At 68.9% G+C, this 26,752-nt stretch carries 22 protein-coding genes and 2 pseudogenes; 8 read left to right on the forward strand and 16 right to left on the reverse strand.

What is annotated here, in order from left to right:
* Nucleotides 1-12: 12 nt before the first annotated feature.
* Nucleotides 13-1,047 (reverse strand): ROK family glucokinase, encoded by a 1,035-nt coding sequence (locus RBS60_RS06075; protein WP_374049234.1) that lies wholly within the window; start codon nucleotides 1,045-1,047, stop codon nucleotides 13-15.
* 161 nt (nucleotides 1,048-1,208) lie between these two features.
* Here RBS60_RS06075 and RBS60_RS06080 point away from each other — a divergent pair, with 161 nt between their 5' ends.
* Entirely contained in the window at nucleotides 1,209-3,029 is a 1,821-nt protein-coding gene (locus tag RBS60_RS06080) for a long-chain fatty acid--CoA ligase (protein WP_307956629.1), read from the forward strand.
* A gap of 79 nt (nucleotides 3,030-3,108) precedes the next feature.
* Here the strand turns inward: RBS60_RS06080 and RBS60_RS06085 are convergent, their stop codons facing one another.
* Together RBS60_RS06085 and RBS60_RS06090 are read right to left on the reverse strand one after the other, a co-directional pair.
* Complete coding sequence (locus RBS60_RS06085; RefSeq protein ID WP_307956630.1) at nucleotides 3,109-4,584, reverse strand: hypothetical protein; 1,476 nt, start codon at nucleotides 4,582-4,584, stop codon at nucleotides 3,109-3,111.
* 136 nt (nucleotides 4,585-4,720) lie between these two features.
* Nucleotides 4,721-8,122, reverse strand: a complete 3,402-nt coding sequence (locus RBS60_RS06090; protein ID WP_307956631.1) for a pyruvate carboxylase — start codon at nucleotides 8,120-8,122, stop codon at nucleotides 4,721-4,723.
* 207 nt (nucleotides 8,123-8,329) lie between these two features.
* Here RBS60_RS06090 and RBS60_RS06095 point away from each other — a divergent pair, with 207 nt between their 5' ends.
* Entirely contained in the window at nucleotides 8,330-9,154 is an 825-nt protein-coding gene (locus RBS60_RS06095; protein ID WP_307956632.1) for a ParA family protein, read from the forward strand.
* A gap of 299 nt (nucleotides 9,155-9,453) precedes the next feature.
* Here RBS60_RS06095 and RBS60_RS06100 read toward each other — a convergent pair whose 3' ends face one another.
* From RBS60_RS06100 to gcvH, 5 genes are all read right to left on the reverse strand, one after another.
* Nucleotides 9,454-10,047, reverse strand: coding sequence for a MerR family transcriptional regulator (locus tag RBS60_RS06100; protein ID WP_307956633.1), 594 nt, complete (start codon nucleotides 10,045-10,047; stop codon nucleotides 9,454-9,456).
* 236 nt (nucleotides 10,048-10,283) lie between these two features.
* Nucleotides 10,284-10,784, reverse strand: coding sequence for a bifunctional nuclease family protein (locus tag RBS60_RS06105; RefSeq protein ID WP_307956634.1), 501 nt, complete (start codon nucleotides 10,782-10,784; stop codon nucleotides 10,284-10,286).
* On the reverse strand, nucleotides 10,784-11,509 hold the full coding sequence (locus RBS60_RS06110) for a MerR family transcriptional regulator (RefSeq protein WP_307956635.1): 726 nt from the start codon (nucleotides 11,507-11,509) through the stop codon (nucleotides 10,784-10,786). Before RBS60_RS06110 ends, RBS60_RS06105 begins: the two co-directional genes overlap by 1 nt.
* A gap of 13 nt (nucleotides 11,510-11,522) precedes the next feature.
* Entirely contained in the window at nucleotides 11,523-12,008 is a 486-nt protein-coding gene (locus RBS60_RS06115) for an FHA domain-containing protein (protein ID WP_307956636.1), read from the reverse strand.
* Nucleotides 12,009-12,041: 33 nt separating this feature from the next.
* Nucleotides 12,042-12,428, reverse strand: coding sequence for a glycine cleavage system protein GcvH (gcvH, locus tag RBS60_RS06120; RefSeq protein ID WP_307956637.1), 387 nt, complete (start codon nucleotides 12,426-12,428; stop codon nucleotides 12,042-12,044).
* A gap of 133 nt (nucleotides 12,429-12,561) precedes the next feature.
* Here gcvH and RBS60_RS06125 point away from each other — a divergent pair, with 133 nt between their 5' ends.
* Complete coding sequence (locus RBS60_RS06125; protein ID WP_307956638.1) at nucleotides 12,562-13,470, forward strand: DNA-formamidopyrimidine glycosylase family protein; 909 nt, start codon at nucleotides 12,562-12,564, stop codon at nucleotides 13,468-13,470.
* Here the strand turns inward: RBS60_RS06125 and RBS60_RS06130 are convergent, their stop codons facing one another.
* Nucleotides 13,471-14,988: an acetyl-CoA hydrolase/transferase family protein gene (locus RBS60_RS06130; protein ID WP_307956639.1), complete on the reverse strand. Its 1,518-nt coding sequence runs from the start codon at nucleotides 14,986-14,988 to the stop codon at nucleotides 13,471-13,473.
* Between the two features lie 241 nt (nucleotides 14,989-15,229).
* Between RBS60_RS06130 and RBS60_RS19620 the strand changes: the two are divergent.
* The 3 genes and pseudogenes from RBS60_RS19620 to RBS60_RS06140 form a co-directional block, all read left to right on the forward strand.
* A pseudogene (locus tag RBS60_RS19620) lies at nucleotides 15,230-15,436 on the forward strand (glycosyltransferase); the annotation flags it as partial.
* Between the two features lie 7 nt (nucleotides 15,437-15,443).
* Nucleotides 15,444-15,647, forward strand: a complete 204-nt coding sequence (locus RBS60_RS06135) for a hypothetical protein (protein WP_307956640.1) — start codon at nucleotides 15,444-15,446, stop codon at nucleotides 15,645-15,647.
* A 67-nt stretch (nucleotides 15,648-15,714) separates the two neighbouring features.
* Nucleotides 15,715-16,809, forward strand: a complete 1,095-nt coding sequence (locus RBS60_RS06140; RefSeq protein ID WP_307956641.1) for a hypothetical protein — start codon at nucleotides 15,715-15,717, stop codon at nucleotides 16,807-16,809.
* Here the strand turns inward: RBS60_RS06140 and RBS60_RS06145 are convergent.
* Both RBS60_RS06145 and RBS60_RS06150 read right to left on the reverse strand, forming a co-directional pair.
* Nucleotides 16,772-17,029 carry a dienelactone hydrolase family protein gene (locus tag RBS60_RS06145; protein WP_307956642.1) on the reverse strand — a complete coding sequence of 86 codons (258 nt, stop codon included), beginning with the start codon at nucleotides 17,027-17,029 and terminating at the stop codon, nucleotides 16,772-16,774. The genes RBS60_RS06140 and RBS60_RS06145 overlap by 38 nt on opposite strands.
* Nucleotides 17,030-17,232: 203 nt before the next feature.
* Complete coding sequence (locus RBS60_RS06150) at nucleotides 17,233-18,282, reverse strand: LLM class flavin-dependent oxidoreductase (RefSeq protein ID WP_307956741.1); 1,050 nt, start codon at nucleotides 18,280-18,282, stop codon at nucleotides 17,233-17,235.
* Between the two features lie 86 nt (nucleotides 18,283-18,368).
* On the opposite strand from RBS60_RS06150, the gene RBS60_RS06155 reads away from it, so the two are divergent.
* On the forward strand, nucleotides 18,369-19,367 hold the full coding sequence (locus RBS60_RS06155; RefSeq protein WP_307956643.1) for a heparan-alpha-glucosaminide N-acetyltransferase domain-containing protein: 999 nt from the start codon (nucleotides 18,369-18,371) through the stop codon (nucleotides 19,365-19,367).
* Between the two features lie 63 nt (nucleotides 19,368-19,430).
* Here RBS60_RS06155 and RBS60_RS06160 read toward each other — a convergent pair whose 3' ends face one another.
* Entirely contained in the window at nucleotides 19,431-20,306 is an 876-nt protein-coding gene (locus RBS60_RS06160) for an SDR family oxidoreductase (protein WP_307956644.1), read from the reverse strand.
* A gap of 75 nt (nucleotides 20,307-20,381) precedes the next feature.
* On the opposite strand from RBS60_RS06160, the gene RBS60_RS06165 reads away from it, so the two are divergent.
* The gene (locus RBS60_RS06165; RefSeq protein WP_307956645.1) at nucleotides 20,382-20,987 is read left to right on the forward strand and encodes a TetR/AcrR family transcriptional regulator; all 606 of its coding nucleotides are present in this window, start codon (nucleotides 20,382-20,384) and stop codon (nucleotides 20,985-20,987) included.
* Nucleotides 20,988-21,015: 28 nt separating this feature from the next.
* Here RBS60_RS06165 and RBS60_RS06170 read toward each other — a convergent pair.
* From RBS60_RS06170 to RBS60_RS06185, 4 genes and pseudogenes are all read right to left on the reverse strand, one after another.
* Nucleotides 21,016-22,410 (reverse strand): annotated as a pseudogene (locus RBS60_RS06170) (wax ester/triacylglycerol synthase family O-acyltransferase); the annotation flags it as partial.
* 583 nt (nucleotides 22,411-22,993) lie between these two features.
* Nucleotides 22,994-23,956: a shikimate dehydrogenase gene (locus RBS60_RS06175; protein WP_307956646.1), complete on the reverse strand. Its 963-nt coding sequence runs from the start codon at nucleotides 23,954-23,956 to the stop codon at nucleotides 22,994-22,996.
* Complete coding sequence (locus tag RBS60_RS06180) at nucleotides 23,953-25,329, reverse strand: FAD-dependent oxidoreductase (protein ID WP_307956647.1); 1,377 nt, start codon at nucleotides 25,327-25,329, stop codon at nucleotides 23,953-23,955. Before RBS60_RS06180 ends, RBS60_RS06175 begins: the two co-directional genes overlap by 4 nt.
* Nucleotides 25,326-26,726 carry a cation:dicarboxylate symporter family transporter gene (locus tag RBS60_RS06185; RefSeq protein WP_307956648.1) on the reverse strand — a complete coding sequence of 467 codons (1,401 nt, stop codon included), beginning with the start codon at nucleotides 26,724-26,726 and terminating at the stop codon, nucleotides 25,326-25,328. The genes RBS60_RS06180 and RBS60_RS06185 overlap by 4 nt, the downstream gene beginning before the upstream one ends.
* Between the last annotated feature and the right edge of the window lie 26 nt (nucleotides 26,727-26,752).

Genomic DNA, 26,752 nt, shown 5'->3' on the forward strand with positions numbered 1-26,752 from the left:
GGATCCGACGCGTCAGTGCGCCCAACCGCGCGAGCGCAGGTGAACGCGTGAGAGGTCGGCGGCGCCGATAAGGCCGGCTTCGGGGCCAAGATCCGCCCGCACGATCCGCGCCGGGGGGCGGAAGCCGCGGCCCGTCAGGTTTCTCGCGAACGCCCGTCTCGCCGGAGCCAAGAGCAGTTCCCCGGCATCGCACAGTCCGCCGCCGATCACGAAGGTGCCCGGATCCAGCGCGGCCGCGAGGTTCGCAAGCCCCAGGCCGAGCCACTCGCCTACGTCTTCGAGGAGCTCCTGTGAGGCGGCGTCGCCCTCCCGGGCCAGCTCGGTGACGATCGCTCCCGTGATGCGCTCCGGATCGCGGTCGACGGCGCGCAGCAGCTCCTGCGCGACCGGCGAGTTCGCGCGGGCGAGCTCCCGCGCCTCGCGCCCGAGGGCGTTGCCGGATGCGTACTGCTCCCAGCAGCCGCGGTTCCCGCATTCGCACCGGTGACCGCCGGGCATGATGATCTGGTGGCCGAACTCGCCGGCCACGCCGTAGCGTCCCCGCTCGAGACGGCCGGACATCACCATGGCCCCGCCGATCCCCGTGCCGAGCGTGATGCACACGAGCCGGCTCTCGTGTTTCCCCGCGCCGAAGCGCCACTCCGCCCATGCGGCGGCGTCGGCGTCGTTCGAGAGGTAGATCCGGCGGCGGAGGAGCTTCTCGAGGTTCTCCCGGAGCGGCTCGTTGCGCCAGGCGAGGTGCGGGCTGAAGAGCACCGTCCCGCCGTCGAGGTCCATCCAGCCGGCCGCGCCGATGCCCACGGAGGTGATCCGGTGGTGCGCGCTGAGCTCCTCGACGAGCTCGGCGATCACGCGTTCGACCTCGCGGGGACGTGTGCCCGGCGTCGCGCGGCGGGCACGTCGCAGCACCCGTCCTTCGGCATCGACGACGCCCGCAGCGACCTTCGTTCCGCCGATGTCGATGCCTATCGCGAGGCCCCTGCGCCTCAGCCTCGGGTCCTGCTGTCTGAACGTCGGGGCCAAGCGGGGTCTGCGCACGCTGGCCATTCTAATGGGGCGACGCCGCGGAGCCGTGTGGCGCAACGCTGCCGCTCGGGCTATTGTTACTCGCCAGTAGGATTATGCGTGATCCAAGGCACACCCGGAATGTGGGGCTTGGATATGGTTAAGCCATCTCCCGCGCACCGGGAGATACCGAAGGAGAAATCGTGCGCGAAAAGATCGTCCCGCCCCTTGTCCCCACCCCCGTGTCGCACAACACCACGGACTTCGTCATCGAGCAGGCCGAGAAGCCGTCGAACCCCGTGCTGTTCGCCAAGCGGGATGCCGCCGGCGCGTGGCAGGACATCACCGCCAAGGAGTTCCGCGCCGATGTCGAACGGATCGCCAAGGGACTCATCGCCGAAGGAGTCGGTCTAGGAGACCGCGTCGGCATCATGGCACGCACGTGCTACGAGTGGACGCTCATCGACTTCGCCATCTGGTTCGCGGGGGCGGTCTCCGTGCCGATCTACGAGACCTCATCGCCGAGCCAGATCGCCTGGAACCTGGGCAACTCGGGCGCAATGGCAGCCTTCGGCGAGACGCCGCACCACGAGGATGCTGTCCGCCAGGCCGTGGAGTCCGAGGGCCTCAGCGGGATGAAGCACGTGTGGCAGATGTCCGCCGCCGGCCTCGACGCCCTGCGCGCCGCGGGAAAGAGCGTCTCGGACAAGGAGCTCGAGGCGCGCCGATCGGCCGCGACCCTCGACTCGACGGCGACGATCATCTACACCTCCGGCACGCTTGGACGGCCCAAGGGATGCGAGCTGACGCACGGGAACTTCGTCGCGCTCTCGGAGAATGCGGCGACGGCGCTCGGCGAGGTCGTCGAGCCGGGTGCGAAGACGATCCTCTTCCTCCCCCTGGCCCACGTCTTCGCCCGCTTCATCGAAGTGCTCGCGGTGGCGGCCGGTGTCCAGATGGCGCATACGCCGGACGTCAAGAACCTCTTGGCCGATCTGCAGAGCTTCGAGCCCACGTTCATCCTCGTCGTGCCCCGCGTGTTCGAGAAGGTCTACAATTCCGCCCTGACCAAGGCCGAGGACGGCGGCAAGGGCAAGATCTTCCGCCGCGCCGCGGACCTTGCGATCGCCTGGTCGAAGGCGCATGAAGACGGCGGCCATCCGCCGCTCGGCCTCCGCCTCCAGCACGCGCTGTTCGACCTCCTCGTGTACAGGAAGCTTCGCGCCGCCATGGGCGGCCACGTCAAGTACGCCGTCTCGGGCGGCGGTCCGCTCGGCGAGCGGCTCGGGCACTTCTTCCACGGCATCGGGCTGCTCGTCCTTGAGGGCTACGGGCTCACAGAGACGACAGCGCCCATCTCGGTCAACACCCCCTCGCTTATCAAGATCGGCACCGTGGGCGCCCCCCTGCCGGGGAACGCGGTGCGAATCGCCGATGACGGCGAGATCCTGGCCAAGGGCGTGTGCGTCATGCGCGGCTACTACAACCTGCCCGAGCTCCAGGCCCAGACGTTCACGGACGGCTGGTTCCACACAGGAGACATCGGCGAGCTCGACGCCGACGGCTATCTGCGCATCACCGGACGCAAGAAGGACATCATCGTCACGGCTGGCGGCAAGAACGTTGCGCCCGCGCCGCTCGAGGACCAGATCCGGGCCGACGCGCTCGTCTCGCAGGTCGTCGTCGTGGGCGAGAACCGCCCGTTCATCGCGGCGCTTGTCACCCTTGACGAGGAGGCCCTCCCCGGCTGGCTTGATCGCCATGGCTTGCCGAAGGGCACGAGCATGGAGGAGGCAGCGACGAACCCGACGGTCCTCGCGCATGTGCAGACGCTCATCGACCACGCCAACACTGCGGTCTCCAAGGCTGAGGCCATCAAGGCGTTCCGCGTGGTCCCCATGGACTTCACCGAGGCCTCGGGGCACCTCACGCCGTCCCTCAAGGTCAAGCGGGCCCAAATCATGAGTGACTTCGGGGACTACGTCGAGGGGATCTACTCCACGCCCAAGCCGAGCAAGGTCTGACGCCGGCACCAACAGCAGAGGCCCGCGGTCCGGGAAGGGACCGCGGGCCTTTCGCGTCACCCCGGAGTCTTGCGAGCGATCAGTCCTCGGTCAGCTCGTCCACGACGAGCGCAGCGAGCTCGACGGCGGCCGCGCGCGTGGCGCCGCGCAGCTTCGCGAACTCGATCTGTGATCCCTCGGCCAAGTGCCGGTCGTGCGGAATCCTCACGACGTGCCGGACCCGGGAGCGGAAGTGGTCCTCGATCTCGTCGACGTCGACCCTTGTCCCGTCACCCGCCGCCAGGTTGATCGCAACGATCGCCTTGCGCACCAGGTCGTCGCGCCCGTGCGCCTCAAGCCACGAGAGCGTCTCAGAGGCGAGCCGCGCCTCGTCGACGCTTCCCCCGGAGACCAGCACGACGGCGTCGGCCTTCTCCAGCGTGCCCTGCATGACCGAGTGCACCATGCCGGTGCCTGAATCAGTCAGGACGATCGAGTAGTACCTGCCGAGGATGTCTGTGACCGCGCGGTAGTCGGCGTCGTTGAACGCGTGCGCGACCATCGGATCCGCATCCGAGGCGAGCACATCGAGCCGCGAGCCCTCTCGGGCGGTGTAGGTGGAGAGCTGCGCGAAGGAGTTCACGTCGAAGCGATCCTTGACGAGCTGACGCGCCGTCTGCGAGGCACGCCCGGGGTTGCGGTCGGAGAGAGTGCCGCGGTCCGGGTTGGCGTCCATCGCGATGACGCGGTCCTCGCGCAGGTCGGCGAGCGCCATGCCCAGCAGGGTGGTCACGGTCGTCTTGCCGACGCCGCCCTTGCGGGACAGCACGGGCACGTACCGCGTGCGGTCGCCAAGGCGGACGGCGATGCGGTGCTCGAGGGCCCGCTGGGTCCTGACGGCGTCGGAGTCGCCCAGGTTCACGTAGCCGAACGTCGTGAAGTAGAGCCATCGCCGCCACCCGCTCACGGGCGGGGCCGCGGTCTTCTCGACGAGCCTGTCCGAGGTCAGCGACGTGGCAGGCTCGGGACCTTCGGCGCGAGCCCGACGCTCGCTCAGGGCTGGCGCCGGCTCGTCGTCGGCAACGGCCTCGGACACAGGCTCAGAGCCGCGCGGCTGATACCCGGGCTCGATCTCGGTGGTCGGCGCGAACACTTCGAGCGGCACTTCCGTCGGCTCCGGCACGCTACTGGCGGCCTCCGGTGCATCTCCCGCCGGTGCCGCAAGAGGATGGCTCGCGAGCCATCCCGCCGGGGGCTGCGACGGTGCCGGCGGCACCGCGTTGAGGTCGACGGGAACGCTCAAGGAGGTGAGCGCCGAAAGCGAGTCTGCGCTCGTGCGGTCCTGCGCATCGGTCACCGTGACGACGTCGATGGGCGAGGATTCAACGCGGTCGACGGCGGGCTGCGCCGCGGCGTCGTTCCCGTCGCCCTCCACCGTGGGCGCCCCGTCTGCGTGCGCGTCCACATCCTCTGCGCTCGCCGGCGTTGACGCTGCAGCCGCCTCGTCGGTACCGTCCGGTGCGGCCTGCGCCGCGCTGCGGCGCGGTCCCGGCGTGGGCTTGGTCTCCTCGGTCATCGGCTCCCGTTCGCGTCGTCGGTACGAGGCGCAGCGGCACGCCGCCTCCCTCGATCGCGCTCAGTCTAGCCGTCGGCCCGGCAGCAGGCCCGAATTTCGGGGCTTGCTGCCGGGCCGATCTGACAGGATCGAACGGCTACTCGGCGCCGACGACGAGCAGGAGATCGCCACCCTGTACCTGGGAGACACCGCTCACGACGACGCGTCCCACCTTGCCCGAGATGGGCGAGGTGATCGCAGCCTCCATCTTCATGGCTTCGATGGTCGCGACCGAGTCGCCGGCCTGGATGAGGTCGCCTTCCCTCGCCGTGACGGTGACCGCGCCGGCGAACGGGGCGGCCACGTGGCCGGGGTTCGTCGCATCGGCCTTCTCCGCCTGCTTGACGTTGCTCTGGACGGAGCGGTCCCGCACGGCGACGGGCCGCGACTGGCCGTTGAGCGTCGCGATGACCGTACGCAGGCCCTTCTCGTCCGGCTCGGAGATGGCCTCGAGCTGCGCGATGAGGCGCACGCCCTTCTCGAGCTCGATGACATGCTCCTGGCCGCGCTGGAGGCCGTAGAGGTAGTCGCGCGTGTCGAGCACTGCGAGGTTGCCGTAGCTCTCGCGGCTGGCGAGGTAGTCCTTGGTCGGACCGGGGAACAGCAGCCGGTTGAGGGTCGCTCTGCGAGTCGCCGAATCGCCCTCGAGCGCCGCGGAGTCCTCGGACGAGAGGGTCTCCTCACGAACCTTGACCGTGCGGCCCTGGAGCGCCTTGGTGCGGAACGGCTCGGGCCAGCCCCCGGGCGGGTCGCCCAGCTCGCCGCTGAGGAAGCCGATGACCGACTCGGGGATGTCGAACTTCTGCGGGTTCTCCTGGAACTCGGCCGGATCGGCGCCGAGGCCCACGAGGTGCAGGGCGAGGTCTCCGACCACCTTGGAGGAGGGCGTGACCTTGACGAGACGCCCGAGGATGCGGTCGGCGGCCGCGTACATGTCCTCGATCGCCTCGAATCGCTCGGCGAGGCCCAGAGCCATGGCCTGCTGGCGCAGATTGGAGAGCTGGCCGCCCGGAATCTCGTGCAGGTAGACACGTCCCGTGGGGCCCGGGAGCCCGGACTCGAACGGCGCGTAGACGCGTCGCACGGCCTCCCAGTAGGGCTCGAGGGCGCTCACGTTCTTCAGCGAGATGCCCGTGTCCCTCGGCGTGTGGGCGAGGTCGGCGACGAGCGCCGAGGCCGAGGGCTGGCTCGTCGTGCCGGCGAGGGCCGCAGAGGCGACGTCGACGGCGTCGACCCCTGCGTCGACGGCGGCAAGCAGCGTCGCGAGCTGGCCGCCCGCCGTGTCGTGCGTGTGCAGGTGGACCGGGAGGTCGAACCGCTCGCGCAGGGCCGTCACGAGCTTCGCAGCCGCGGCCGGGCGGAGGAGCCCGGCCATGTCCTTGATCGCGAGGATGTGGGCACCGGCGTCGACGATCTTCTGCGCGAGGTCGAGGTAGTAGTCGAGCGTGTAGAGCTCCTCGGCCGGGTCGAGCAGGTCGCCCGTGTAGCAGAGGGCCACCTCGGCCACGGCCGTCCCGGTCTCGCGGACGGCCTTGATGGCGGGAGCCATCTGGTTCACGTCGTTGAGCGCGTCGAAGATCCGGAAGATGTCGATGCCGGTGGCGGCAGCCTCCTTGACGAAGGCGACCGTGACTTCCTCCGGGTACGGGGTGTAGCCCACCGTGTTGCGGCCGCGCAGGAGCATCTGGAGGCAGATGTTCGGGATCGCCTTGCGGAGCGCGGCGAGGCGCTGCCACGGGTCCTCGCCGAGGAAGCGCAGCGCGACGTCGTAGGTCGCACCACCCCATGCCTCGACCGAGAGGAGCTCAGGGGTCAGGACCGAGACGGCCGGCCCGGCGGCAACGAGGTCGCGGGTGCGCACGCGGGTTGCGAGGAGCGACTGGTGCGCGTCGCGGAACGTCGTGTCCGTCACGGCGACGGCGTTCTGCTCGCGCAGGGCCTTCGCGAAGCCCTCCGGACCGAGTTCGAGCAGGCGCTGGCGTGAGCCGGCGGGTGCGTCGTCCAGATCGGCCTTCGGCAGCTTGGCGCGCGGGTCGGCGTGGACCTTGAGCTCGCCGTTCGGCTTGTTGACCGTCACCTCCGCGAGCCACGTGAGCAGCTTGGTCCCCCGGTCTGCGGACGAGCGTGCCTTGAGCAGCTCGGGCCGCTCGTCGATGAACGATGTCGCGACGTTGCCGGCCACGAAGTCCTCGTCGTCGAGCACGGCCTGGAGGAACGGGATGTTCGTGGAGACACCGCGGATGCGGAACTCCGCGAGGGCGCGGCGGGCACGCTTGACGGCCGTCGCGTAGTCGCGGCCGCGGCATGTGAGCTTGACGAGCATCGAGTCGAAGTGCGGGCTGATCTCGGCGCCCTGGTAGATCGTGCCGCCGTCGAGCCGCACGCCTGCGCCGCCCGCCGACCGGTAGCCGGTGATCTTGCCGACATCGGGACGGAAGCCGTTGGCCGGGTCCTCGGTGGTGATCCGGCACTGGAGCGCGGCACCCTTGAGGTGGATCTTGTCCTGCGTGAGCCCGAGGTCCTCAAGGGTCTCTCCAGCGGCGATGCGCAGCTGTGCCTGGACGAGGTCGACGTCGGTGACCTCTTCGGTGACCGTGTGCTCAACCTGGATGCGCGGGTTCATCTCGATGAACACGTGCTGGCCGGCGCGTTCGCCCACGGTGTCGACGAGGAACTCGACGGTGCCGGCGTTGACGTAGCCGAGGGCCTTGGCAAACTTGATCGCGTCCGAGTAGAGGGCCTGGCGGATGGACTCGTCCAGCTGCGGGGCCGGAGCGATCTCGACGACCTTCTGGTGGCGGCGCTGGAGCGAGCAGTCGCGCTCGAACAGGTGGACCACGTTGCCCTCGGCGTCGGCGAGCACCTGAACCTCGATGTGGCGCGGGCGCAGCACGGCCTGCTCGAGGAACATGGTCGGGTCGCCGAAGGCGGCGTCGGCCTCGCGCATCGCGGCGCTGAGGGCCTCGGGAAGGGCCTCGCGGGTGTCGACGCGGCGCATGCCGCGCCCGCCACCGCCGGCCACAGCCTTGACGAAGATCGGGAAGCCGATCGTGTCCGCCGCGGCGATGAGCTCCTCAGTATCGGAGCTCGGCGCCGAGGAGTTCAGGACCGGGATGCCGGCCTTGCGGGCGGCTGCGAGCGCATGAACCTTGTGCCCGGCGAGCTCGAGGACGTCAGCAGGCGGACCGACGAAAGTGATGCCCGCAGTGGCGGCGGCCTTGGCCAGCTCGGGGTTCTCCGAGAGGAAGCCGTAGCCGGGGTAGATCGCATCCGCGCCGGCTTCCTTGGCGACGCGGACAATCTCGTCCACGTCGAGGTAGGCACGGACCGGATGGCCCTCCTCACCGATGAGGTAGGCCTCGTCCGCCTTCTGGCGGTGGATCGAATTGCGGTCTTCATGCGGGAACACCGCGACCGTCTTGGCACCGAGCTCGTAGCCCGCACGGAACGCGCGGATGGCAATCTCACCGCGGTTCGCTACCAGAATCTTGGAGAACATGGGACTCCTGTTGTCGCAACGCAGGACTGACTAGGTGGTGCCTAGTGTCTATGGGCCAAAACTACCAAGGCAACGGCCAGTGTCCTGAATCACGGACGTAACGTCTCGCCTCGTGGGACCCGGAGGGGTCCGCGGCGTGTCGGGGCTTCGGTACTGCGGCAGATTAGGATGGGAGACGTCGGCCAGCGGATAGATAGTGGATTTCACGTGCAAGTAGTCAGCATCAGCAGCCTCAAGGGCGGAGTCGGGAAGACGTCTGTGACCACGGGGCTCGCCTCAGCAGCCCTCGCAGCCGGCATCCCCACCCTTGTGGTCGATCTCGATCCACACGCTGATGCTTCCACCGCGCTGGGCGTCGTCCCCGAAGGCCGGCTCGAAGTCGGCCGCATGCTCAAGGCGCCCAAGCGCGTGTTCCTCGAGGACAACGTGGTGCCGAGCGGATGGGTGCGCCGCGCCGCCGCCCTCAATGGGCAGCAGAACCGTGTCCTGGACGTCGCCTACGGCGGGTCCCTGAGCGGCATCTACGACCGTCCCGACCTTGGCCGCCGTGACCTTCGCCGCCTCAGCATTGTGCTCGACGGGCTCGAGGGGTACGGACTCGTGCTGATCGACTGCCCGCCGTCCCTCAATGGACTCACGCGCATGGCGTGGGCCGCGAGCGACCGTGTCCTCCTCGTGGCCGAGCCGGGCCTCTTCTCTGTGGCCGGCACCGAGCGCACCCTCCGGGCCATCCAGCTCTTCAAGCAGGAGTACGCCCCCAAGCTTGCCCCGGCTGGGGTCGTCGCGAACCGGGTGCGTCCCTCCTCGACCGAGCATGGCTACCGGCTGGAGGAGATGAAGCAGATGTTCGGCGCGCTCCTCATCGAGCCGAACATCCCCGAGGTGGCAAACTGGCAGCAGATCCAGGGGGCGGCGCACGCCGTCCACCATTGGCCTGGGGAGGCCGCGCGCGGCACGTCCGCCCTCTACGACCAGCTCCTCGGGGCGGTCCTCAAGCAGAGCCGCGACTTCCGCCCGCGCGTCGCCCGCTAGTCGCACGCTTCCTCGCCTCCCGGCCCGGCTCGCCCCAAGTTCGCCTGTCCTCGGCCAACGCGCGCTGCTGCGTCATCGAGCCCTTCTCCGCCATCGAGCACCTTTCCGTCAGCGTGCCGCGCACGACGTCGAGGGGTGGGCGGCCGGTGGGGGGGTACGCGAGGACTCTTGGGGTGGGGGGGGAGCCGGGGCGGCGGCCCCCCTCGGGGGGGGGGGGGCCCCGGGGGGGGGCCCCCCCCCCCTCGACGTCGTGCGTCCTGGAGGACGACGGGTGGATCGGGGCTTCAGCGTCCGGCGCGTCAGCCCGTCTTGCGTGCCGCGCGACGCTTGCTCAGTTCATCACCGGGAAACGTCTGGTCCGCGGCGTGCTCACTCGGCAGCTCCGCTAGGCTCCCCTCGACCTCACGCCACACGCGGCCAACCGCGATGCCGAATACACCCTGGCCGCCCTGCACGAGATCGATGACCTCGTCGGCGGACGTGCATTCGTACACCGAGGCGCCATCGCTCATGAGCGTGATCTGGGCGAGGTCCTCCACACCGCGCTCGCGGAGGTGACCCACGGCGCTGCGGATCTGCTGGAGGGAGACACCCGTGTCGAGGAGACGCTTGACGACCTTGAGCACGAGGATGTCACGGAAGCCGTACAGGCGCTGGGAACCGCTGCCTGCGGCCCCACGGACGGTGGGCTCGACGAGTCCCGTACGAGCCCAGTAGTCGAGCTGTCGGTACGTGATCCCGGCAGCCTTGCAGGCCGTCGGACCGCGGTAGCCCGCCTCCTCGTCAAGTTCTGGGAGGTCGTCGTCGAAGAGAAGACCTTGGGTGCCGGCGGGCACCTCGGCGCCTGTACCGGACGTGTGCCTGAGCTCACCGTGCTCTCGCGTGGGATTCACAAAACCCTCCTTCACCGCTCCCCTGGGGGCATCGCACCCCGAGAGGGACCTCGAGGCGCACCTTGGTGTAATTACAGCGGGGGTGCACTCTCCAGTGTCGCCTGTACGTCTCGGGGAAGCAATGGGAGCTTGTCTCTACCGACGTTAGAACCGTGGCGAGACGAAATCAAAGACCTCCGCCGCTCGGCGGGGGCGTGTCGGATTCCCATCGCGGCGTGAAGCCCGCGCCCGAGCGCCTATTCGTCGAAGTCCTCCGGCTCGACATCGGCGAGGAACTCGCGGAACCGCCGCATCTCGCTCTCCTCATCCGCGGGCTCGCCGCCCTCTTCGGTGCTGTCGCTCCCCTCGGCAAGCTGCACGCCGGCCTCCTCCAGGACCGCGTCTGCGCACCAGATCCGGCAGTTGACCCTGAGTGCCACCGCAAGCGCGTCGGAGGCCCGAGACTCGACCGTGGTCCCGTCATCGAAACCGAGCTGCGCGTAGAACACACTGTCCTCGACGGACACAATCGTGGCGCTCACGATCTGGCGGCCAAGGCTGTGGACCACGCTGACCAGGAGGTCATGGGTGAGCGGCCTCGGCGGGACCACGTGCTGCTGGGCGAGGGCGATCGCGCTCGCCTCTGCGGTGCCGATCCAGATCGGCAGGTGCCGCTCGCCGTGCGCCTCCTTGAGGAGGACGAGGGGCTGGTTGGAAGGCAGTTCGATCCGCACGCCCACGACTTCTACCTCGATCATCAGCCATCCATCCTCGAGATCAGCCCGTGGACCAGAGCACGGTGCAGGGTCAGGAAAAGGTCGCTGAGCTCACGGGCCTCCTCGGCGGCGCGCGCACGGGACACGGAGTCCCGCCGCGAGGCACTCGGGGCGACTGCCTGCTCGATGAGGCCGACTTCACGTTCCGCCGCGGTCTGGAACGGGCGCAGGTGGCGGGGTTCAAGGCCGTGGTCTGCCAGCGCCACGCAGGAACGGGCAACGGTGAGGGCGTGCTCGTCGAATCGTCCGTTCTCGGCGCTGATCAGTCCGAAGCTGAGCATCGCCTCGAAGAGGGCGGCACTGGCTCCGGACTCGGCCCGCAGCTGGGCCTCGCTCAGCGCCCGCGGCCGCATGCCGCCCGGCAGGGCGCCGAGCCCGTCCGAGACGGCACGCGGCGCGATGCTCAACCCGCCCGGGAGGCTCTCGGGCCGTTCCCCGCGATCGATCGCGTCGAGGTAGTCCTTGATGACTTTGAGCGGAAGGTACTGGTCGCGCTGGAGGGCGAGCACGAACCGCAGCCGCTCAACATCGCCCTGGCTGTACTGGCGGTACCCGGAGGGCGTGCGGTTCGGGGCGATGAGGCCCTTCTCCTCGAGGAAGCGGATCTTGGACGCCGTCATCGACGGGAAATCCTCCGCCAGAGTGGCCAGGACATCGCCGATGTTGAGGGCCGGGGCCCCCCTGCGCTCAGGCTGGGCTGCTGCCATGCATCCGCCCCCTTCAGGCGGCGGGCCGCACCGGGCTCTGTGCAGGGCTCATGTAGAACGTGAGCCTGAACTTGCCGATCTGCACTTCCGAGCCGTTGCGGAGGGCTGCCCGGTCTACACGGTCGTGGTTGACGTAGGTCCCGTTGAGGCTGCCCTTGTCCACTACCTCGTACCCGCGGCCCGACCGGCGGAACTCGGCATGGCGCCGCGATACCGTCACGTCGTCGAGGAAGATGTCCGCGTCCGGATGCCGGCCCGCGGTTGTCACCTCGGAGTCGAGGAGGAACCGCGCACCCGCGTTGGGTCCGGAATGGGCAACGAGAAGCGCGGACCCGCTGGGCAGCGCCGCCACGGCCCCGGCCTCGTCAGAGCTCAGTGCAGGCGCCATCGTCGACCCAGCCTGCATCGGCGGCATCTGGATCGATGTGGTCTCCGACGCCGATTCCTGGCGCTGGGTGACCTCCCCGGCGCTGCTGTCCTGGCGCTCGTCGCTCACCATCAGTTCCTCCCGATAAGTCCCGGACTCAGGCTTCTACCCTACCTGCTGCTCGTACTGGGCGGCACTGAGCAGGCTGTCCGTCTCAGATCCGTCGGAGAGCTGCACCTCAATGAGCCACCCTTCGCCGTACGGATCGGAATTGACGAGCGCCGGATCCGTGTCGAGGGACTCATTGCGGGCCACCACCTTGCCGGACACCGGAGCGTAGATGTCGCTCACGCTCTTGGTGGACTCGACCTCCCCCACCACGGCGTTCGAGGTCACCTCGGTGCCGACCTCGGGCATCTGGACGTAGACCACGTCGCCGAGGGCGTCCTGGGCGAAATCGGTGATGCCGATGCGCACCACTCCATCGCCAGGCTCCATCGAGATCCACTCATGCTCGGCGGTGTAGGACAGCTCCGAAGGAACGTTGCTCATGGGGGGCTCGCCTTTCTGAAGGTGCGGTGTCGCTGAAAGTATAGGCATAGGCTCCCCGGGGATTTGCCCGCGCAGCGGGTCATTTCCTGACACCATGGTGCCGGGAGACGTCGATCCAGTCAGGAGGGGTCCAATGCCGGAACTCCCCGAGGTGACAGCCTTGGCCGCATATCTCGATGCGCGGCTGGCGGGGGCCCGCATCGTGTCCGTCCAGATCGGTGCGATCAACGCGCTCAAGACGGCCGACCCGCCCTACACCGCACTCGTCGGTCGGCAGGTCGAGGGCGTGGGCCGCCGCGGCAAGTACATCGTCCTCCTGACTGCCCCGGCGGAGGGCACGGCGCGAGGCGAGGCCGACGACGGCGGCCCGCTCGCCGTCGTCGTGCATCTCTCACTGGGCGGGTGGGTGCGCGTGCTCGACCATCTGCCCGAGCCGAAGGTGCCGCGCGGGCGGGGCTACATCGCGGCCCGGTTCGGGTTGGTGCGCAACGGCGAGGAGAGCGGCATCGAGCTCACGGAGGCCGGCACGTGGAAGCGGCTCGCGGTGCACATTGTGAGGCGGCTCGAGGACGTTCCGGGCATCGCCGACCTCGGCCCCGAGCCTCTTGAGGACTCGTTCACGCTCGAGGCGTTCCGGAAGGTGCTGGCACACAAGAAGCAGATCAAGGGGCTCCTCAGGGACCAGAAGCTCATCGCCGGGATCGGCAACGCCTACAGCGACGAAATCCTCCACGCCGCGAAGATCTCGCCCTTCGCGATCGCGTCGACGCTTGACAGCACCGCAGCTGAGAGGCTCTACGAGGCGATGCGAACCGTGCTCGCGGACGCCGTGGGCCACGCGATGGGCCTGCCCGCGGACGAGCTCAAGGACGAGAAGCGGGCCACGATGCGTGTGCACCGGCGAGCCGGCGAGCCCTGCCCGGTGTGCGGGGACACGATCCTCGAAGTCTCGTTCGCGGACAGCGCACTGCAGTACTGCCCGACGTGCCAGACGGGCGGCAAGCCCCTCGCGGACCGCCGCACGTCCAAGTTCCTCAAGTAGTCACGACGCCGGTCGCATGTCGCCAGTCTGCACGAAGCGCTCATGCCACGAGAGTGCCTCCCCCAGCAGGTGCGGGGTGTGCTTGCCGTAGCTGTCGCGCAGTGCCCGGTCGAAGTAGTCCGTCAGAGCCGACCGGTACGAGGGGTGGGCGCAGTTCGCGATGATGGTGCGGGCCCGCTGCTTCGGCGCGAGGCCGCGCAGGTCCGCGATGCCCTGCTCGGTGACGAGCACCATCGTGTCGTGCTCCGTGTGGTCCACATGGCTCGCCATCGGAACGATGGCCGAGATTCTGCCGCCCTTGGCCACGGACGGGGACATGAAGACGCTCAGGAACCCATTGCGGGCGAAGTCGCCGGAGCCGCCGATCCCGTTCATGACGCTCGTCCCGGCCACGTGGGTCGAATTGACGTTGCCGTAGATGTCGGCCTCGATCATCCCGTTCAGCGCGATGCATCCGAGCCGGCGGACCACCTCGGGGTGGTTCGAGATCTCCTGGGTGCGCAGGAGGATGCGCTCGCGGTAGTAGTCGACGTTCTCGGTGAACTCCTCGACCCCCGCCTCACTGAGCGAGAACGACGTCGCGGAGGCAAACCCGATCGTGCCGTCCTTGATCAGGTGCAGCATTCCGTCCTGGATGACCTCCGTGTAGGCGGTGAGGCCCTTGTACCCGCCCTCGGCGAGCCCCGCGAGGACTGCATTGGCGATGTTCCCGACGCCGGACTGGAGCGGCAGGAGCCGGTCGTTGAGCCGGCCGCGGCGGATCTCGTGGTCGAGGAACTCGAGCAGATGGCCCGCAATGGCCTTCGAGGCCTCGTCGGGGGCGCTGAATCCGGAGAGCCGGTCGGGCGCGTCCGTCTCGACGACGGCGACCACCTTTTCGGGGTCGACACGCAGGTAGGGCTCGCCGATCCTGTCGCTCGGAGTCAGGATGGGCACCGGCTTGCGGTTCGGGGGGAGGGCGGTGCCGTAGTAGACATCGTGCATGCCCTCCATGGCCGCGGGCTGGCGCGAGTTCACCTCGAGGATGACCTTCCCCGCCATGTCGAGCCACGTCTTGTTGTTGCCGACGGACGAGGACGGAATGAGACGGCCGTCCTCGAGGATCCCCACGACCTCGACGACGGCAACGTCCACGTCCCCGTAGAAGCCGAACCAGGTGTGCTGGGCGACATGGCTCAGGTGGATATCCATGTAGTCGAGCTCGCCGTCGTTGATCCGCTTCCGCAGCGCCGGGTCTGACATGTAGGGCAGGCGAAGCTCCATACCGTCGGCCCGGGCGAGGACGCCGTCGAGTTCCGGTGCGGTCGAGGCCCCGGTGAGGACCTTGATCTTGAAGTCCTCCCCCGCTGCGTGGGCGGCCTCCATCTGCGCGGCGAGGGCCTCTGGCACCGCCTTCGGATACCCGGCCCCCGTAAAGCCGCTCATGGCCACCGTCATCCCCGGCCGGATGAGAGCGGCGGCCTCGCCGGCGCTCATCCTCTTCTGCAGCATGCCCTCGTGGCGGATTCGCTCGTGCACCTGATCCCTCTCCGCACGGGCTGCTCTGCACGTGCCGCAGATCACTGTATTCCTCTGCCGTCAATAGCGCTGTGACCTCTGTCATGATGGACGCGTTAGCAGGCAGGGACGGGTTCCTGGCAGCAGGTCGGCCGACCGGCCGAGGATCGCTCTTGCCGCGGCGGCCGCATACGGCCACCTGTACACGCTCCTGCCGCTTGCCGAGGCGCTCGCACGGGCGGGCGCCGACGTCCATGTCGCCGTGGGGGCCTCCGTTTCTCGGTCGCCTTCCGGTGCCGACGCGGTCGCGTTTCCTGAGGAACTCTCTTCGCTCAAGACCCTGCACAGGTACGTCCCGCAGGCGCTTCTGCTGCCGACCGTGGACGCGATCGTGCACCATAGCGGCGCAGGGACCGTGCTCGCCGCCGCACAGCACGGCATCCCTCAGCTCGTGCTGCCTGAGGGTGCGGACCAGTTTGTCAACGCCACCGCAGTTGCGGAGGCCGGCATCGGCGCGAGGGCCCGATGCCCTCGCGGCCAGCCCCGACGGGATCGCCGAGACCGTGGGCAGGCTGCTCCAGGATGGGACCGTCCGAGCGGCGGCCCGCTCTGTCGCCGAAGACATCGCTGCGATGCCGTCCGCCGACGAGGTCGCCTGCGGCCTCCTCGAGGACCTCTGAGACGAGGCCGGGAACCACCCACGCTGGCCCCGTTCCTCTCGACGGTGCTGGGACCTACCGTAGACGCATGGGCATCATTCCAGTTCCGATCGTGGCCGGGCGGCCTGCCGCGCACCGGCCGACGAGCGCGGCCGAGGACGTCATCACGCTGGCCGCAGGCGTCTGGCTCCTCACCGGGACGTACATCGACGGCTGGGCCCACAACAACCTGCATGACCTCGAGACGTTCTTCACGCCATGGCACGCCGTCCTATACTCCGGCTTCGCCGCGTGCGCCGTGTGGATCGGCCTGCTCGTGTGGCGGCGCCGCGTCCCCGGCGCACCCTGGCGCGGCGCCGTCCCCGCCGGATACGGCGCCGCCGCAGCGGGCGTCGTGCTCTTCCTTGTCTCCGGGGCAGCCGACTTCACGTGGCACACCGTCTTCGGGATCGAACAGGACATCAAGGCGCTGTTCAGCCCATCGCACCTTGGGCTTGCGGCCGGCGGCTTCCTGATCCTCGGCGCACCGTTCGCTGCCGCTGCCCACAGCCCGGAGGCACGCTCGCGAGCGAGGCTGGTGCCCGCCGTCGTGAGTGCGATGCTCTGTGGAATGGTCGGGGCGTTCATCCTGCAGGAGTTCGCCGTGTATGCGCGGCATGGACTCGTGCAGACGTACGGCGGGACCAGCGGAGGACAGCACGTGGCGTCCTCCGCGCCGTCGTCGAGCATCATCGTGGCGTTCGGATCGTTCCTCGTCTCCACCGCGACGCTCTTCGTTCCGCTCCTACTCCTGTCCGTTCGGTGGCGTGTCCGCGCATGGCTCGCCGCGGTCCTTGCTGCTGTGCCGTCGGTGGCGCTCCAGGCGATGATGGCGTTCCGCGACGGGTGGCTCGTAGGCGCCGCAGCCGTCGGCGGGCTGCTCGTGGGCGTCGTGTGGGCCACGGCGCGGCCCCGCCCAGAGCGGCCCGGTCGGCTCCTGACGGCGCTGGCCATCGCGCCGGTAGTCTTCTGGGGACCCTATTTCGGGGCTGTCGCCCTCAGGGACGGCGCACTCACGTTCTCTCCAGAGCTTTGGGGCGGCATGCTCGTGTGGACCGGACTCGAGATGCTCGCCCTCACTGCGCTCGTCACGGTCGGGAGCGCGGTCAGACCGTCGCGAGAAATTCCAGGGTCCGCGCCCTGAGCAGGGCAGCGGCTTCGGGACGGTAGCTCGGAAGCGCGCTGTCCGCGAAGTAGTGCTGATCACCCGGGTAGAGGAAGAGCTCGGCGTCCTCGGCGTGCGCGGCGACCTCGCGGGCAGCGTCGACGTCGCCCTCGCCCACGAAGCACGGGTCCGTATCCATCGCATGGATCTGGACGGGAACGCCCTCGGGCCAGACGCCGCCGAACGCCTCGAGGGGCACGCACGAGTAGTACCGCAGCGCCGGCCGCCCCCGGACGTGTCTGAGCGAGCTTCTGGGCAGGCACGGCGCCGAGGGAGAAGCCCGCGTAGACGAGCCTCTCGGGCAGGTCGGCGGCCATGCGGCCACGCTAGTAGGTGCCGAGGCGAGTGGCGAGGACGGAGGCCGACGGCGCGAGCCGGGGCCGCGCCGTCGTGCGCCACCTGTCAGTCGATCGGGTCGCCTTGGACGGGGCCGTCGGTGTTCGGCTTCCAGCCCAGCTCGGGGGCGACGTGCTTCGCGAAGGCCTCCAGGATGTGGAGGTTGTACTCGGCGCCGAGCTGGTTCGGGATAGTGAGCATCACGGTGTCCGCGGCCATGACGGCTGAGTCGCCCTTGAGCTGCTCGACGAGCTCGTCCGGTTCGGCGGCGTAGGTCTTGCCGAACGTGGACTGCAACCCGTCGATGATGCCGATCTGGTCCCCGCCGTCCCGCACACCGAAGTACATCGCGTCCTTCGAGTTCATGATCGGGAAGATGCTGCGGCTCACCGAGACCCGCGGTGGGCGGGTGTGGCCCGCGGCCTTGTACGCGGTGCGGTACGCCTCGATCTGCTCGCTCTGGAGCTCGTGGAAGGGGACGCCGGTTGCTTCCGTGAGGAGCGTCGAGCTCATGAGGTTCAGGCCGAGCTGCGCGGTCCACTCGGCCGTGGCGCGGGTACCGCTCCCCCACCAGATCCGGTCACGCAGGCCGGGCGAGGAGGGCTCGATCGGCAGCAGCGTCCCGGCCGGGGCCTGGCGCGGGTCCGCGGGGGCGATTCCTTCGCCGTCGATCGCCTTGAGGAACAGCGCGAACTTCTCGCGGGCGAGATCCCCTCCACGCGGGTCGGTCGAGCCGGTGTAGCCGAAGGATTCGTAGCCGCGGAGGGCGGGCTCCGGCGAGCCGCGGCTCACGCCGATCGCGATGCGTCCGGCGCTGATGATGTCGAGCGCGGCCAGTTCCTCGGCAAGATACAGGGGATTCTCATAGCGCATGTCGATCACGCCCGTACCGACCTCGATGCGTTGCGTCTTGGCAGCGATGGCCGAGAGCAACGGCACGGGGGAAGCCTGCTGCGGTGCGAAGTGGTGCACGCGGAAGTAGGCGCCGTTGACGCCGAGCTCGTCGGCGCCCACTCCGAGGTCGATCGCCTGGCGGATCATCTCCGCCGCCGTGCCGGTCTGCGAGCCGCGCATCGGGGCGTAGTGTCCGAAAGAGAGGAATCCAAAGGCTTTCACCTCCGCGTCAACTGCATGCATCTGCATGTTATTCCGGGGCGCGTCGTCACTCCCCCGGCGTGTCGCCGCCGAGTAACCTCGGCTTCATGCGGTCGATGTCGCGGGGAACCACGTCCGGGGGCCCCGCGGAGTCCCCAGAAGGCACGACGCCGCCCCGGGACGTCCGGATCGACCGGCTCCGCGGCGGCCTGGTGGTCCTCATGGTTGCCGGCAACTTCGCGAGCGAGGTGCACTTCGTGCCCGCATTCCTCAAGCACGCGCCGGATATCGGACTGACCGTCGCCGATCTGGTCGCGCCGTGCTTCGTCTTCGCGATAGGAGTGAATTTCGGGCCCTCGTTCGACCGGCGGAGCCGGGCGAGCACGACGCCGGCGTATCGCCATTTCGTGCTGCGGTACCTCAGCCTGATCGGCATCGGTGCGATCCTCACGGCCGGTGCTGTGGTCGCGGGGCAGCCCACCGAATGGGGAGTGCTCCAGGCCCTCGGTGTAGCCGGGCTGATCTGTCTCGCCTTCATCCGGCTCGGCACGGCGGCGAGGTTCGCCGTCGGCGTCGTGCTCCTCGTGGCCTACCAGCTCCTGCTCGACGCGTTCATGCTGCCCTCGGCGCTTGCATCGGTGCAGGGTGGCCTCTTCGGTTCAATCTCGTGGGGGGCCCTCTTGGTCCTCTCGACCGCGGTTGCGGACGTATGGCGTAAGGGTCTCGTGCCGTACGGGCTGTGCTGCGCCGCGCTCGCGGCCGTGGGGACCGCGTCCCTCGTCATTGCGCCGGTGAGCAAGATCCGCGTGTCGCTGAGCTACGTCCTCATCTCGCTGGCCGTCAGCGCACTGGCGCTTCTGGCCGTCGACCTCGGCTCCCGCACAGCTCCCCGACACCCAGGCGCCCTCTCCTGGTGGGGGGAGAACGCACTCGCTCTGTACCTCACGCATCTTGTCCTGCTTGCCCTCGTGGTACTGCCCGGGATCCCGTTCTGGTACACAGATGCACCGGCATGGCTGGCCATCTTCGAACTTGCGGTGATCCTCGGCGCCCTCACCTGCCTCGCGTGGTGGCTTCACAGGCGGAAGGTCCGGATCAGCCTTTAGGCCGCTGCCCGGGTGGATTCTGCATCACGAGGCACCAGTCCTCGGATCACTGGCGCAAAGACTTCAGCCGAAGTAGTGTCCAGCCTCAAGGTCCGCGAGGAGTCCCACCTCGACAGGGCTCCACGGGAGCAGCGCTCTGGTCTGCTCCGATGACGCGGGCTGGTCGAGCCCCATCAGGGCTCCGAGGAACCCGAAGGTCTCGGGCGCTGCCGGCTCGACGCGCAGGCCAAGCTTCGCCCCGATGGTGCTCGCAATGTCGCCAGTGAACACGCCTTCATCGCCCACTGCATGCAGCACCGATCCAGCGGGCGCCTGCTCGAGCGCAAGCCGGTAGAGCCGGGCCGCGTCCCTGACGTGGACGGCGGGCCACCTCGCCGAGCCGTCTCCGACAAAGCCGGCGACGCCGCGCTCGCCGGCGATCGCGATGAGCCGCGAAACGAATCCGTGGTCGCCTTGGCCGTGGACCGACCGCGGAAGACGCACGACGACGGGGCGCACACCTCGTGCGGCGAAGGCGAGGGCTGCGTCGCTGTTCGCCTCGCGGCCCGAGGCAAGTCCACCGGAGCTCCGATCCCGCTCGGTCGCGACCTGGCCGGCGAGTGCAGGAGTTCCACTGGTCACGACTAATGGCTTCCCGCTGCCTTCGAGGGCGCGCCCCAACGCACCAATGGCCCGCGCATCGGACTCGACCGCCGCGTCGAAGTCGGCGAAGTCATGCCGGAACGCGAGATGGACCACACCATCGGAATGCAGGGCTCCCTCCTGGAGAGCCTCGAGATCGTCGAGGTCCCCGCGAAGCACCCGCGCACCCATCGCTTCCACAGCCGCTGCAGATGCATCCGACCGCGCGAAGCCAGTGACCTCATGCCCTGCTGCGACGAGTTCGGGAACCACAGCCGACCCGACCCAGCCGGATGCGCCAGTGACGAAAACCTTCATGATGACCTCCTGATGACATTTACTGCTATCAGCATACCTTTGATAGCAGTCAATGTCATCACCTAGACTCGGACCATGGGACGTTGGGCGGAGAATCCACGGGGCAGGCTGGCCGCGGCGGCGTTTGAGCTGTATGGGGAACAGGGCTTCGAACAGACCACGGGGGCGCAGATCGCTACTCGGGCCGGGATGCACGAACGGTCGTTCTTCCGGCTCTTCGGGGATAAGCGCGAGGTGTTCTTCTACGCGATGGACGGGGTAGCGCACGAGCTTGCGGCCTCGATTGCCGGCAGCGCGACGGACGCAACCCCCATAGACGCAGCCTCCGATGCGATCGAGGAGCGATGCGCCCTCATTCAGCGGAGTCCAAGCCTCGCCGCCCTGCGGGCACGCCTCATTGCCGAGAATCCCGAGTTGCGGGAACGCGACCTCAGCAAGCATGCCGAGCTTGCGATGGCGGTCGCCGGGGCTCTGCGGGAGCGCGGCACTGCCGAGCACATCGCCGTCCTCATCGGCGAGACGACGATTGCCGCGTTCCGCACCGCAGTCGCACGGTGGATCAGCGATCCAGCGACTCGGAGCCTGCCGGAGCGGTTCCGGGACGGGCTGGATGATCTGGAGGCGGCTCTTGTTCACCGCCGTCGAGGGCCAGCGCGGGACCCTCGGACCCCTCACTCGTGACACGCCGCTGGCGGCTGGCGCTCAGTTGTCCGAATTCGGCGTCGACCGCCGCGATGAGTCGGTCCGCATCCGGAAGGGCCTCAGCGTCCGCGGTGACCCCGATCGTGAGCCGGCCCGCGTAGGAAAGCATGGCCGCCGTCGCTCTGACATCCAGCGCCACCGGAATGTACGGAATGATGTCGAGGACTCGTCGGCCTGCGAGGAACTGGGGATCTGCGGGACCTTGGACATTGGTGGCCGCAACGTTGACTCTGCCCTGCCGTGACCTTCCGTAGACGCTGGCGGCCCCGGCAAGCAACGGCGCCGGGATATGGTCAGCCGCCGCGACGACAGCCGCCGTCCCGTCCGCCACCGCGCGCGATTTCTGCTCGGTGGTGCGCAGGGCGACGGCGGCGAGCCTGGACTGCGCGTCAGGGAGGTCGGCGGGCAGTTCGACGAACATAGCCGAGGCCAAATTCCTCCTCGGCCCGGGCTGGTCCACAGGCCGGTGCCCGACCGGCACGATGGCCCGGAGGACCATCGCGTCGAGCAGCTCCCCGCGATCCAGCAGGAAGCGGCGGTAGGCGCCGGCGAGCGCAGCGAGGAAGACGTCGTTGACCGTGCACCCGGCATCCTTCGCCGTCCTGATGACGGCGTCGAGATCGGCCTCGGCCCAGCCCCAGGACCGCTGCGCGCTCAATGGGCCCGAGAGGACCGACGCCGGCAGGTCCGGACGGATGACCTGGGCCAGCCCGAGGCGCACTTGCCTGATGCGTTGGAGGGTCCGGCGGGGAGCCCGCAGCGAGCGCCCTGCCATGCGGGCCGCCCGGAGCGGCGTGCGGGCGAGCCATGTGAGGAGATCGCCGGCGAGCCGGTACCGCGAAGGTACGGACAGCGGATCGGAGGGAGGCGACGGCGAGGCCGGCTCCTCCGGCGTGGTGGCCAGGAGGGCCTGCACCAGGTCCATTCCTGTCTGCCCGTCGACCATGGTGTGGTGTGCCTTCGCGACCACCGCCCAGCGGCCATCCTCGAGCCCGGTGACCTGCCACACCTCCCACAGAGGCCGCTCCGGATCGAGGCGCGGTCCCATGATCCGCACCACGGCCTCCTGCAGCCGGCGCGTGGCGCCGGCTGGCTCGAGCAGGAGGTGGTGGACGTGATCGGCTGGCCTGAAGTCCTCAGCATCGGCCCAGATGGGCCTGCCGAGCTCGAAGGGCATCCTGAGCACGCGCCGGTGGAGGATCGGGACCGATGCCACACGTTCGGCGACCAGCGCGCGGAACTGTGCCGGACTAGGCGCCGGGCCCTCCAGCGTGAGCACGGACCCAACGTGGAGCGACTGGGTATCGCTCTCCAGCAGCAGGAAGATCGAGTCGAACGCGCTGAGCCGGTCCCGTCGATTGGGCACCCTAGTCGCGGCCCGGCAGGCCGTCGGGTGATTCACAGGGGAGGCGCATGGCTACTTCTTCCGACGGCGCTTTGTTCCATCCGGGTACATTCAGCGCCTGCGCCGGTCGCCCTGTTAGGGGCGAACGACTCATTCCTCGTCGGCGCGGAACGACTGCGAGCGGAAGCACGGTCACCATCCTGCGATCGAGTCGCGCCGCGGATCTTGCCGGAACGACAAAAAAGGACCTGATCTGCGGGTGCAGATCAGGTCCTGCTGGTCGGGCTGACAGGATTTGAACCTGCGACCCCTTGGAGGATTTTTGAACCCTCCGGAAGACTGCGGAAAACTCGCGTCTTCCCTGGTCAGACGGGGAATCGGGCGACTCCCCCATGCGTATTCTACCGGGTCATTCCCGGTCGGTCACGGGTGTTTTCGATGGGTATTTGATGGGCATGGCGACTTCATGAGTCCTCGAGCTCGGCTTCACACCACAACCTTGGGCGCTTGGAACGGCGACCGGCGGGGAAACACCGCATCTGAGAGGCGCGCTGGGTTGCGGCGTCTGTCGGCAGGCCGTCCGGAACGGCTGGCCTTTTCCAGGGCTCTCTGGGCGCTCAGCTGGGCTCTGGCTCCTGGGTTAGTGGCCGTGTCCGCCCTTTCGATGCTCAGCCTTGAGCGACGGCTTCTGCGTGAACGGGCGCGTGGCCCGTCTTCGTCGGATGAGTCTGGAGAGGTCCCCTAATGGGGGAGCGTCGGGCCAGATCGAGGAGTGGGCCCTCATCCGGTTGCGGTCGGGTTCGAGACCGGTGATCAGCCGGAATGCGTCGACGGCCTGCCCGGCGGCCATGTGTCCGCCGTCGAGGGTCCGGCATCCTTTGGCGCGGGCGGCGGCGATGAGGTCGGTCTCGAGGGGGACGTAGATGATGTCGGCGACCCAGTGGGAGGGGCGGATCATGTCTGGGTCGATGGGGATCCCGGGGTGCAGGTGCATCCCCACGGGTGTGGTGTTCACGATGCCGTCGCAGGCGGCAACCGCTGGGGGCAGCGTGTCCGCCGTGAGTTGCCTGACCTCGCGTTCGGGGAAGCGACGCTTCAGGGAGTCGGCGAGGTCCGCTGCCTGGGAGGGGTCGGTGTCGAAGATGCCGAGGGAACGAGCGCCCGAGGCAAGGATTCCGGCTGCGACGGCCGAACCGGCCCCGCCGGCGCCGAGCTGGACGACCCGGTCGTCGGTGGTGTCGGGGATTTCGGCGTGGAGGCCGGCGATGGAGCCGCTGCGGTCGGTGTTGTGTCCGATGAGCTCCAGGACGGTGTTCACGGCGTCCAGTGTGGCCGCCTCAGGGCTGAGGCTGTCGAGGTGGGGGATCACGAGCTGCTTGCAGGGATGGGTGATGTTGAATGCGTTGAAGCCCAGGTCCCGCGCCGCGGCGAGCAGGTATCCGACGTCCTCGGGGGCCCTTCCGACCGCGCCCAGGTCGACCGGCCGGTACAGGTAGTCGATGCTGTGGTGCCGGGCCTCTTCCTCGTGCAGGGCGGGTGTGAGGCTGCGGGCAGTCTCGTCGCCGATCAAGCCCACAAGGTAGCTCTCGCTGACGGTGCTCACCGCAGTCCTCCTGCGGTCGGCCCAGCAGCGGCCGCCCGTGCGTGTGCGTTGAGGGGGTCGTCGACGATTGCGCCGAAGTTCCGGAGGTGGTCCCGCAACGCGTCCGCAGGGAGGTCCCTGGGGGTGATGTCGCGCGCGGCGGAGAGGGCAGCGGCGGCGCCGGCCGCATCGCCTGTAGGCATGATGCCGCCCATGTGGCGCAGTCCGCCCATCGCTTCGGCGTCGGCCGAGAGCGCCCGGCCGGCGATGAGGACGTTCTCCACTCCCCGGGGGAGCAGGGACCGATAGGGAACGGCGAAGGGCCGCTCGGGGTTGGCGAGGCGGACGGTGTGGCCTTCGTGGATGTCGACCGGTCCCCCGCCCCAGGAGATGGCGTCGTCGAACTCCGCGCCGGTGCGGACGTCGTGGCCGGTGAGGACGTAGTCGCCCCAGACGCGTCGGGTCTCGCGGACCCCGATCCAGGGGGCGATCTGGACGAGCGTGGCCAGAGAGAAGCCGGGCATGTTCGCCCGGAGGTATTCGAGGGTGCTTCTGATCTGGCGGCGCCCTTCCTGCTCTGCGGTGGTGAGGGAGAACTCGTCGGTGCCGTCGGCGCCGTCGACCGTGCTCATCAGCAGGAATGCGTCGCCGTTGGCGGGGCTGTAGGAGACGGCAAGGGTGCGGTAGAAGAGGTCTCCCCGCTCGATGCCGGCCTGCACGATGCTGCGGCGGGTGTCTCGGGGGGTCGCCTCCAGCTCGCTGCGGCGTATGCCGCTGACCCTTATCATCAGTGTCATGGGCTGCAGGCGGGCCCCGCTGTTCAGCTGGGCGGCACCGGCCTTCAGGGCGATGGTGCCGTGGCCGGTGGCGTCGACGAAGCGCTCGGCCCTGATTGCGGCGCGGCGGACGGGGCCCTCGTAGACGATCCCTTCGACGGTGCCGTCGGAGGCGATGACGTCGGTGGCGTGCGCGTGGTAGATGACCTCGATCCCGGCCTCGCGGACGAGCTCGTCGAGGACGAGCTTGAGGATCTCGGGGTCGAAGGGGAAGGTCTCGAAGGGGACCGGGTTGTCGGTCAGTTCCGCGGCGACGTAGTTCTCGAAGCCGGCGCCGCCGCCGGCGGCCTCCAGCCGCTGGGTGATCTCGTAGGCAGTGCCTCCCGTGACGCGGATGTCGCGCCAGTAGAAGGCATTCCAGGAGGCGACCATGCCCCCGGTGGCCGTGCCGCCGAGGAATCCGGCGTCCTCCAGGAGGAGGACGCTGGCGCCGGCCCGGGCGGCGGCGACTGCGGCGCAGACCCCTGAGGGGCCGCCGCCGATCACGGCCACGTCGGCGTTCCGCCGGACGGGCACGTGTGCGCCGGGGAGGTGGAGGGACTTGCCTTGGGGCGTCACTTCGCTCCTTCCGCGACGAGGCCCGCAGCGGCAGGAGCCGTGGCGTCGCGGTGGCCGGGCACGTCGGCGGCCGCGGCCAGGGGCTCGACGGGCTCGCGGTTGAGGACCTTCCGTGCGCGGGCGAGGTCGAGGTTGCCTTCCCATTTTGAGACGACCAGCCCGGCGACGGTGTTGCCGAAGAGGTTGGTCAGGGCGGCGCCGTCGGAGAGGAAGCGGTTGATGCCGAAGATGAGCATGATCCCGGCGACCGGCACTGTGCCGAGGGTCGAGAGCGTGGCTGCGAGGACGATGAACCCCGCTCCGGTGACGGCCGCGACGCCCTTGGACGTCAGCATGAGGACGGCGACGAGGCCGAGCTGGGCCCAGATGGACAGCTGCACGCCCGTGGCCTGGGCGATGAACACCGCGCAGAAGGCGTAGTAGATCGAGGTGCCGTCCTGATTGAAGGAGTAGCCCGTGGGGACGGTCAGGCCTACGACGTCGCGCGGGGCGCCGAGGTTCTCGAGCTTGCCCAGGACCTGTGGGAGCACGGCCTCCGAGGAGGAGGTGCCCAGGACGATGAGGATCTCCTCCTTCAGGTAGCGCAGGAGCTTGAAGAGGTTCAGCCCGATGGAGAGCATGATCAGGCCCAGGACGACGGTGACGAACAGGATGCAGGTGACCCAGTACATGCCGATGAGCTTGCCTAGGCCGGCCAGGGTCGAGAGGCCCGCTGAGCCGACCAGGGCGGTCAGCGCGCCGAAGACGCCCACGGGGGCGGCATACATGACGATCTTCAGGACCTTGAACAGGACCAGGTTCGCCTTCTCCAGTCCCGTGACGAGCACGCGCGCCCGGGAACCGGCCATATGGATGGCGATGGCCACCAGGATCCCGATGAACAGGATCTGCAGGATGTTCCCCTCGGTGAAGGGGCTCACGATGCTCGTCGGGACGATGTTGACCAGCACGCTCCACCAGTCGTTGTTCTGTCCCTTGCCGATGTAGCCTTCGACGGTCTGGGAGACCTGGATCTTGGACGGGTCGATGTTCAGCCCCGCCCCGGGCTGGAAGAGGTTCACCGCCAGCAGACCGATGAACAGTGCCAGCGTGGAGACGGCCTCGAAGTAGAGCAGGGAGCGCAGCCCGATCCTGCCGGCCTCCTTCAGGTTCGTCAGCCCTCCCACGCCCGTAACGACGAGGCAGAACACAATCGGGCCGACGATCATCTTGATCGCGTTGATGAAGATGGTGCCCAGGGGCTGCAGCGACACCGCGACCTTCGGCGCGGCGACCCCGAGGAGGGCCGCGGCGGCGACCGCGACGAGCACCCAGAACCACATCTGCTTGACGACGGACTTCCTCGTCCGCCCTACGGGGCCGGCACCCTTGCCGGCGACCGCTGCTGAGCTTGCCATGATCGGTGTTTCCTTCTCTGTGGGTT

This window comes from Sinomonas sp. ASV486, assembly GCF_030908215.1.
In the GTDB taxonomy this organism is placed as follows: domain Bacteria; phylum Actinomycetota; class Actinomycetes; order Actinomycetales; family Micrococcaceae; genus Sinomonas; species Sinomonas puerhi.

Bases quoted from the DNA above. Each gene is read 5' to 3' on its own strand.
- RBS60_RS06105 (WP_307956634.1), bottom strand. From the start codon at position 10,784: ATGATCGAGGTAGAAGTCGTGGGCGTGCGGATCGAACTGCCTTCCAAC.
- RBS60_RS06140 (WP_307956641.1), top strand. From the start codon at position 15,715: ATGGGCATCATTCCAGTTCCGATCGTGGCCGGGCGGCCTGCCGCGCAC.
- RBS60_RS06185 (WP_307956648.1), bottom strand. From the start codon at position 26,726: ATGGCAAGCTCAGCAGCGGTCGCCGGCAAGGGTGCCGGCCCCGTAGGG.
- RBS60_RS06090 (WP_307956631.1), bottom strand. From the start codon at position 8,122: ATGTTCTCCAAGATTCTGGTAGCGAACCGCGGTGAGATTGCCATCCGC.
- RBS60_RS06165 (WP_307956645.1), top strand. From the start codon at position 20,382: ATGGGACGTTGGGCGGAGAATCCACGGGGCAGGCTGGCCGCGGCGGCG.
- gcvH (WP_307956637.1), bottom strand. From the start codon at position 12,428: ATGAGCAACGTTCCTTCGGAGCTGTCCTACACCGCCGAGCATGAGTGG.
- RBS60_RS06155 (WP_307956643.1), top strand. From the start codon at position 18,369: ATGCGGTCGATGTCGCGGGGAACCACGTCCGGGGGCCCCGCGGAGTCC.
- RBS60_RS06115 (WP_307956636.1), bottom strand. From the start codon at position 12,008: ATGGTGAGCGACGAGCGCCAGGACAGCAGCGCCGGGGAGGTCACCCAG.
- RBS60_RS06085 (WP_307956630.1), bottom strand. From the start codon at position 4,584: ATGACCGAGGAGACCAAGCCCACGCCGGGACCGCGCCGCAGCGCGGCG.
- RBS60_RS06110 (WP_307956635.1), bottom strand. From the start codon at position 11,509: ATGGCAGCAGCCCAGCCTGAGCGCAGGGGGGCCCCGGCCCTCAACATC.
- RBS60_RS06075 (WP_374049234.1), bottom strand. From the start codon at position 1,047: ATGGCCAGCGTGCGCAGACCCCGCTTGGCCCCGACGTTCAGACAGCAG.
- RBS60_RS06125 (WP_307956638.1), top strand. From the start codon at position 12,562: ATGCCGGAACTCCCCGAGGTGACAGCCTTGGCCGCATATCTCGATGCG.
- RBS60_RS06160 (WP_307956644.1), bottom strand. From the start codon at position 20,306: ATGAAGGTTTTCGTCACTGGCGCATCCGGCTGGGTCGGGTCGGCTGTG.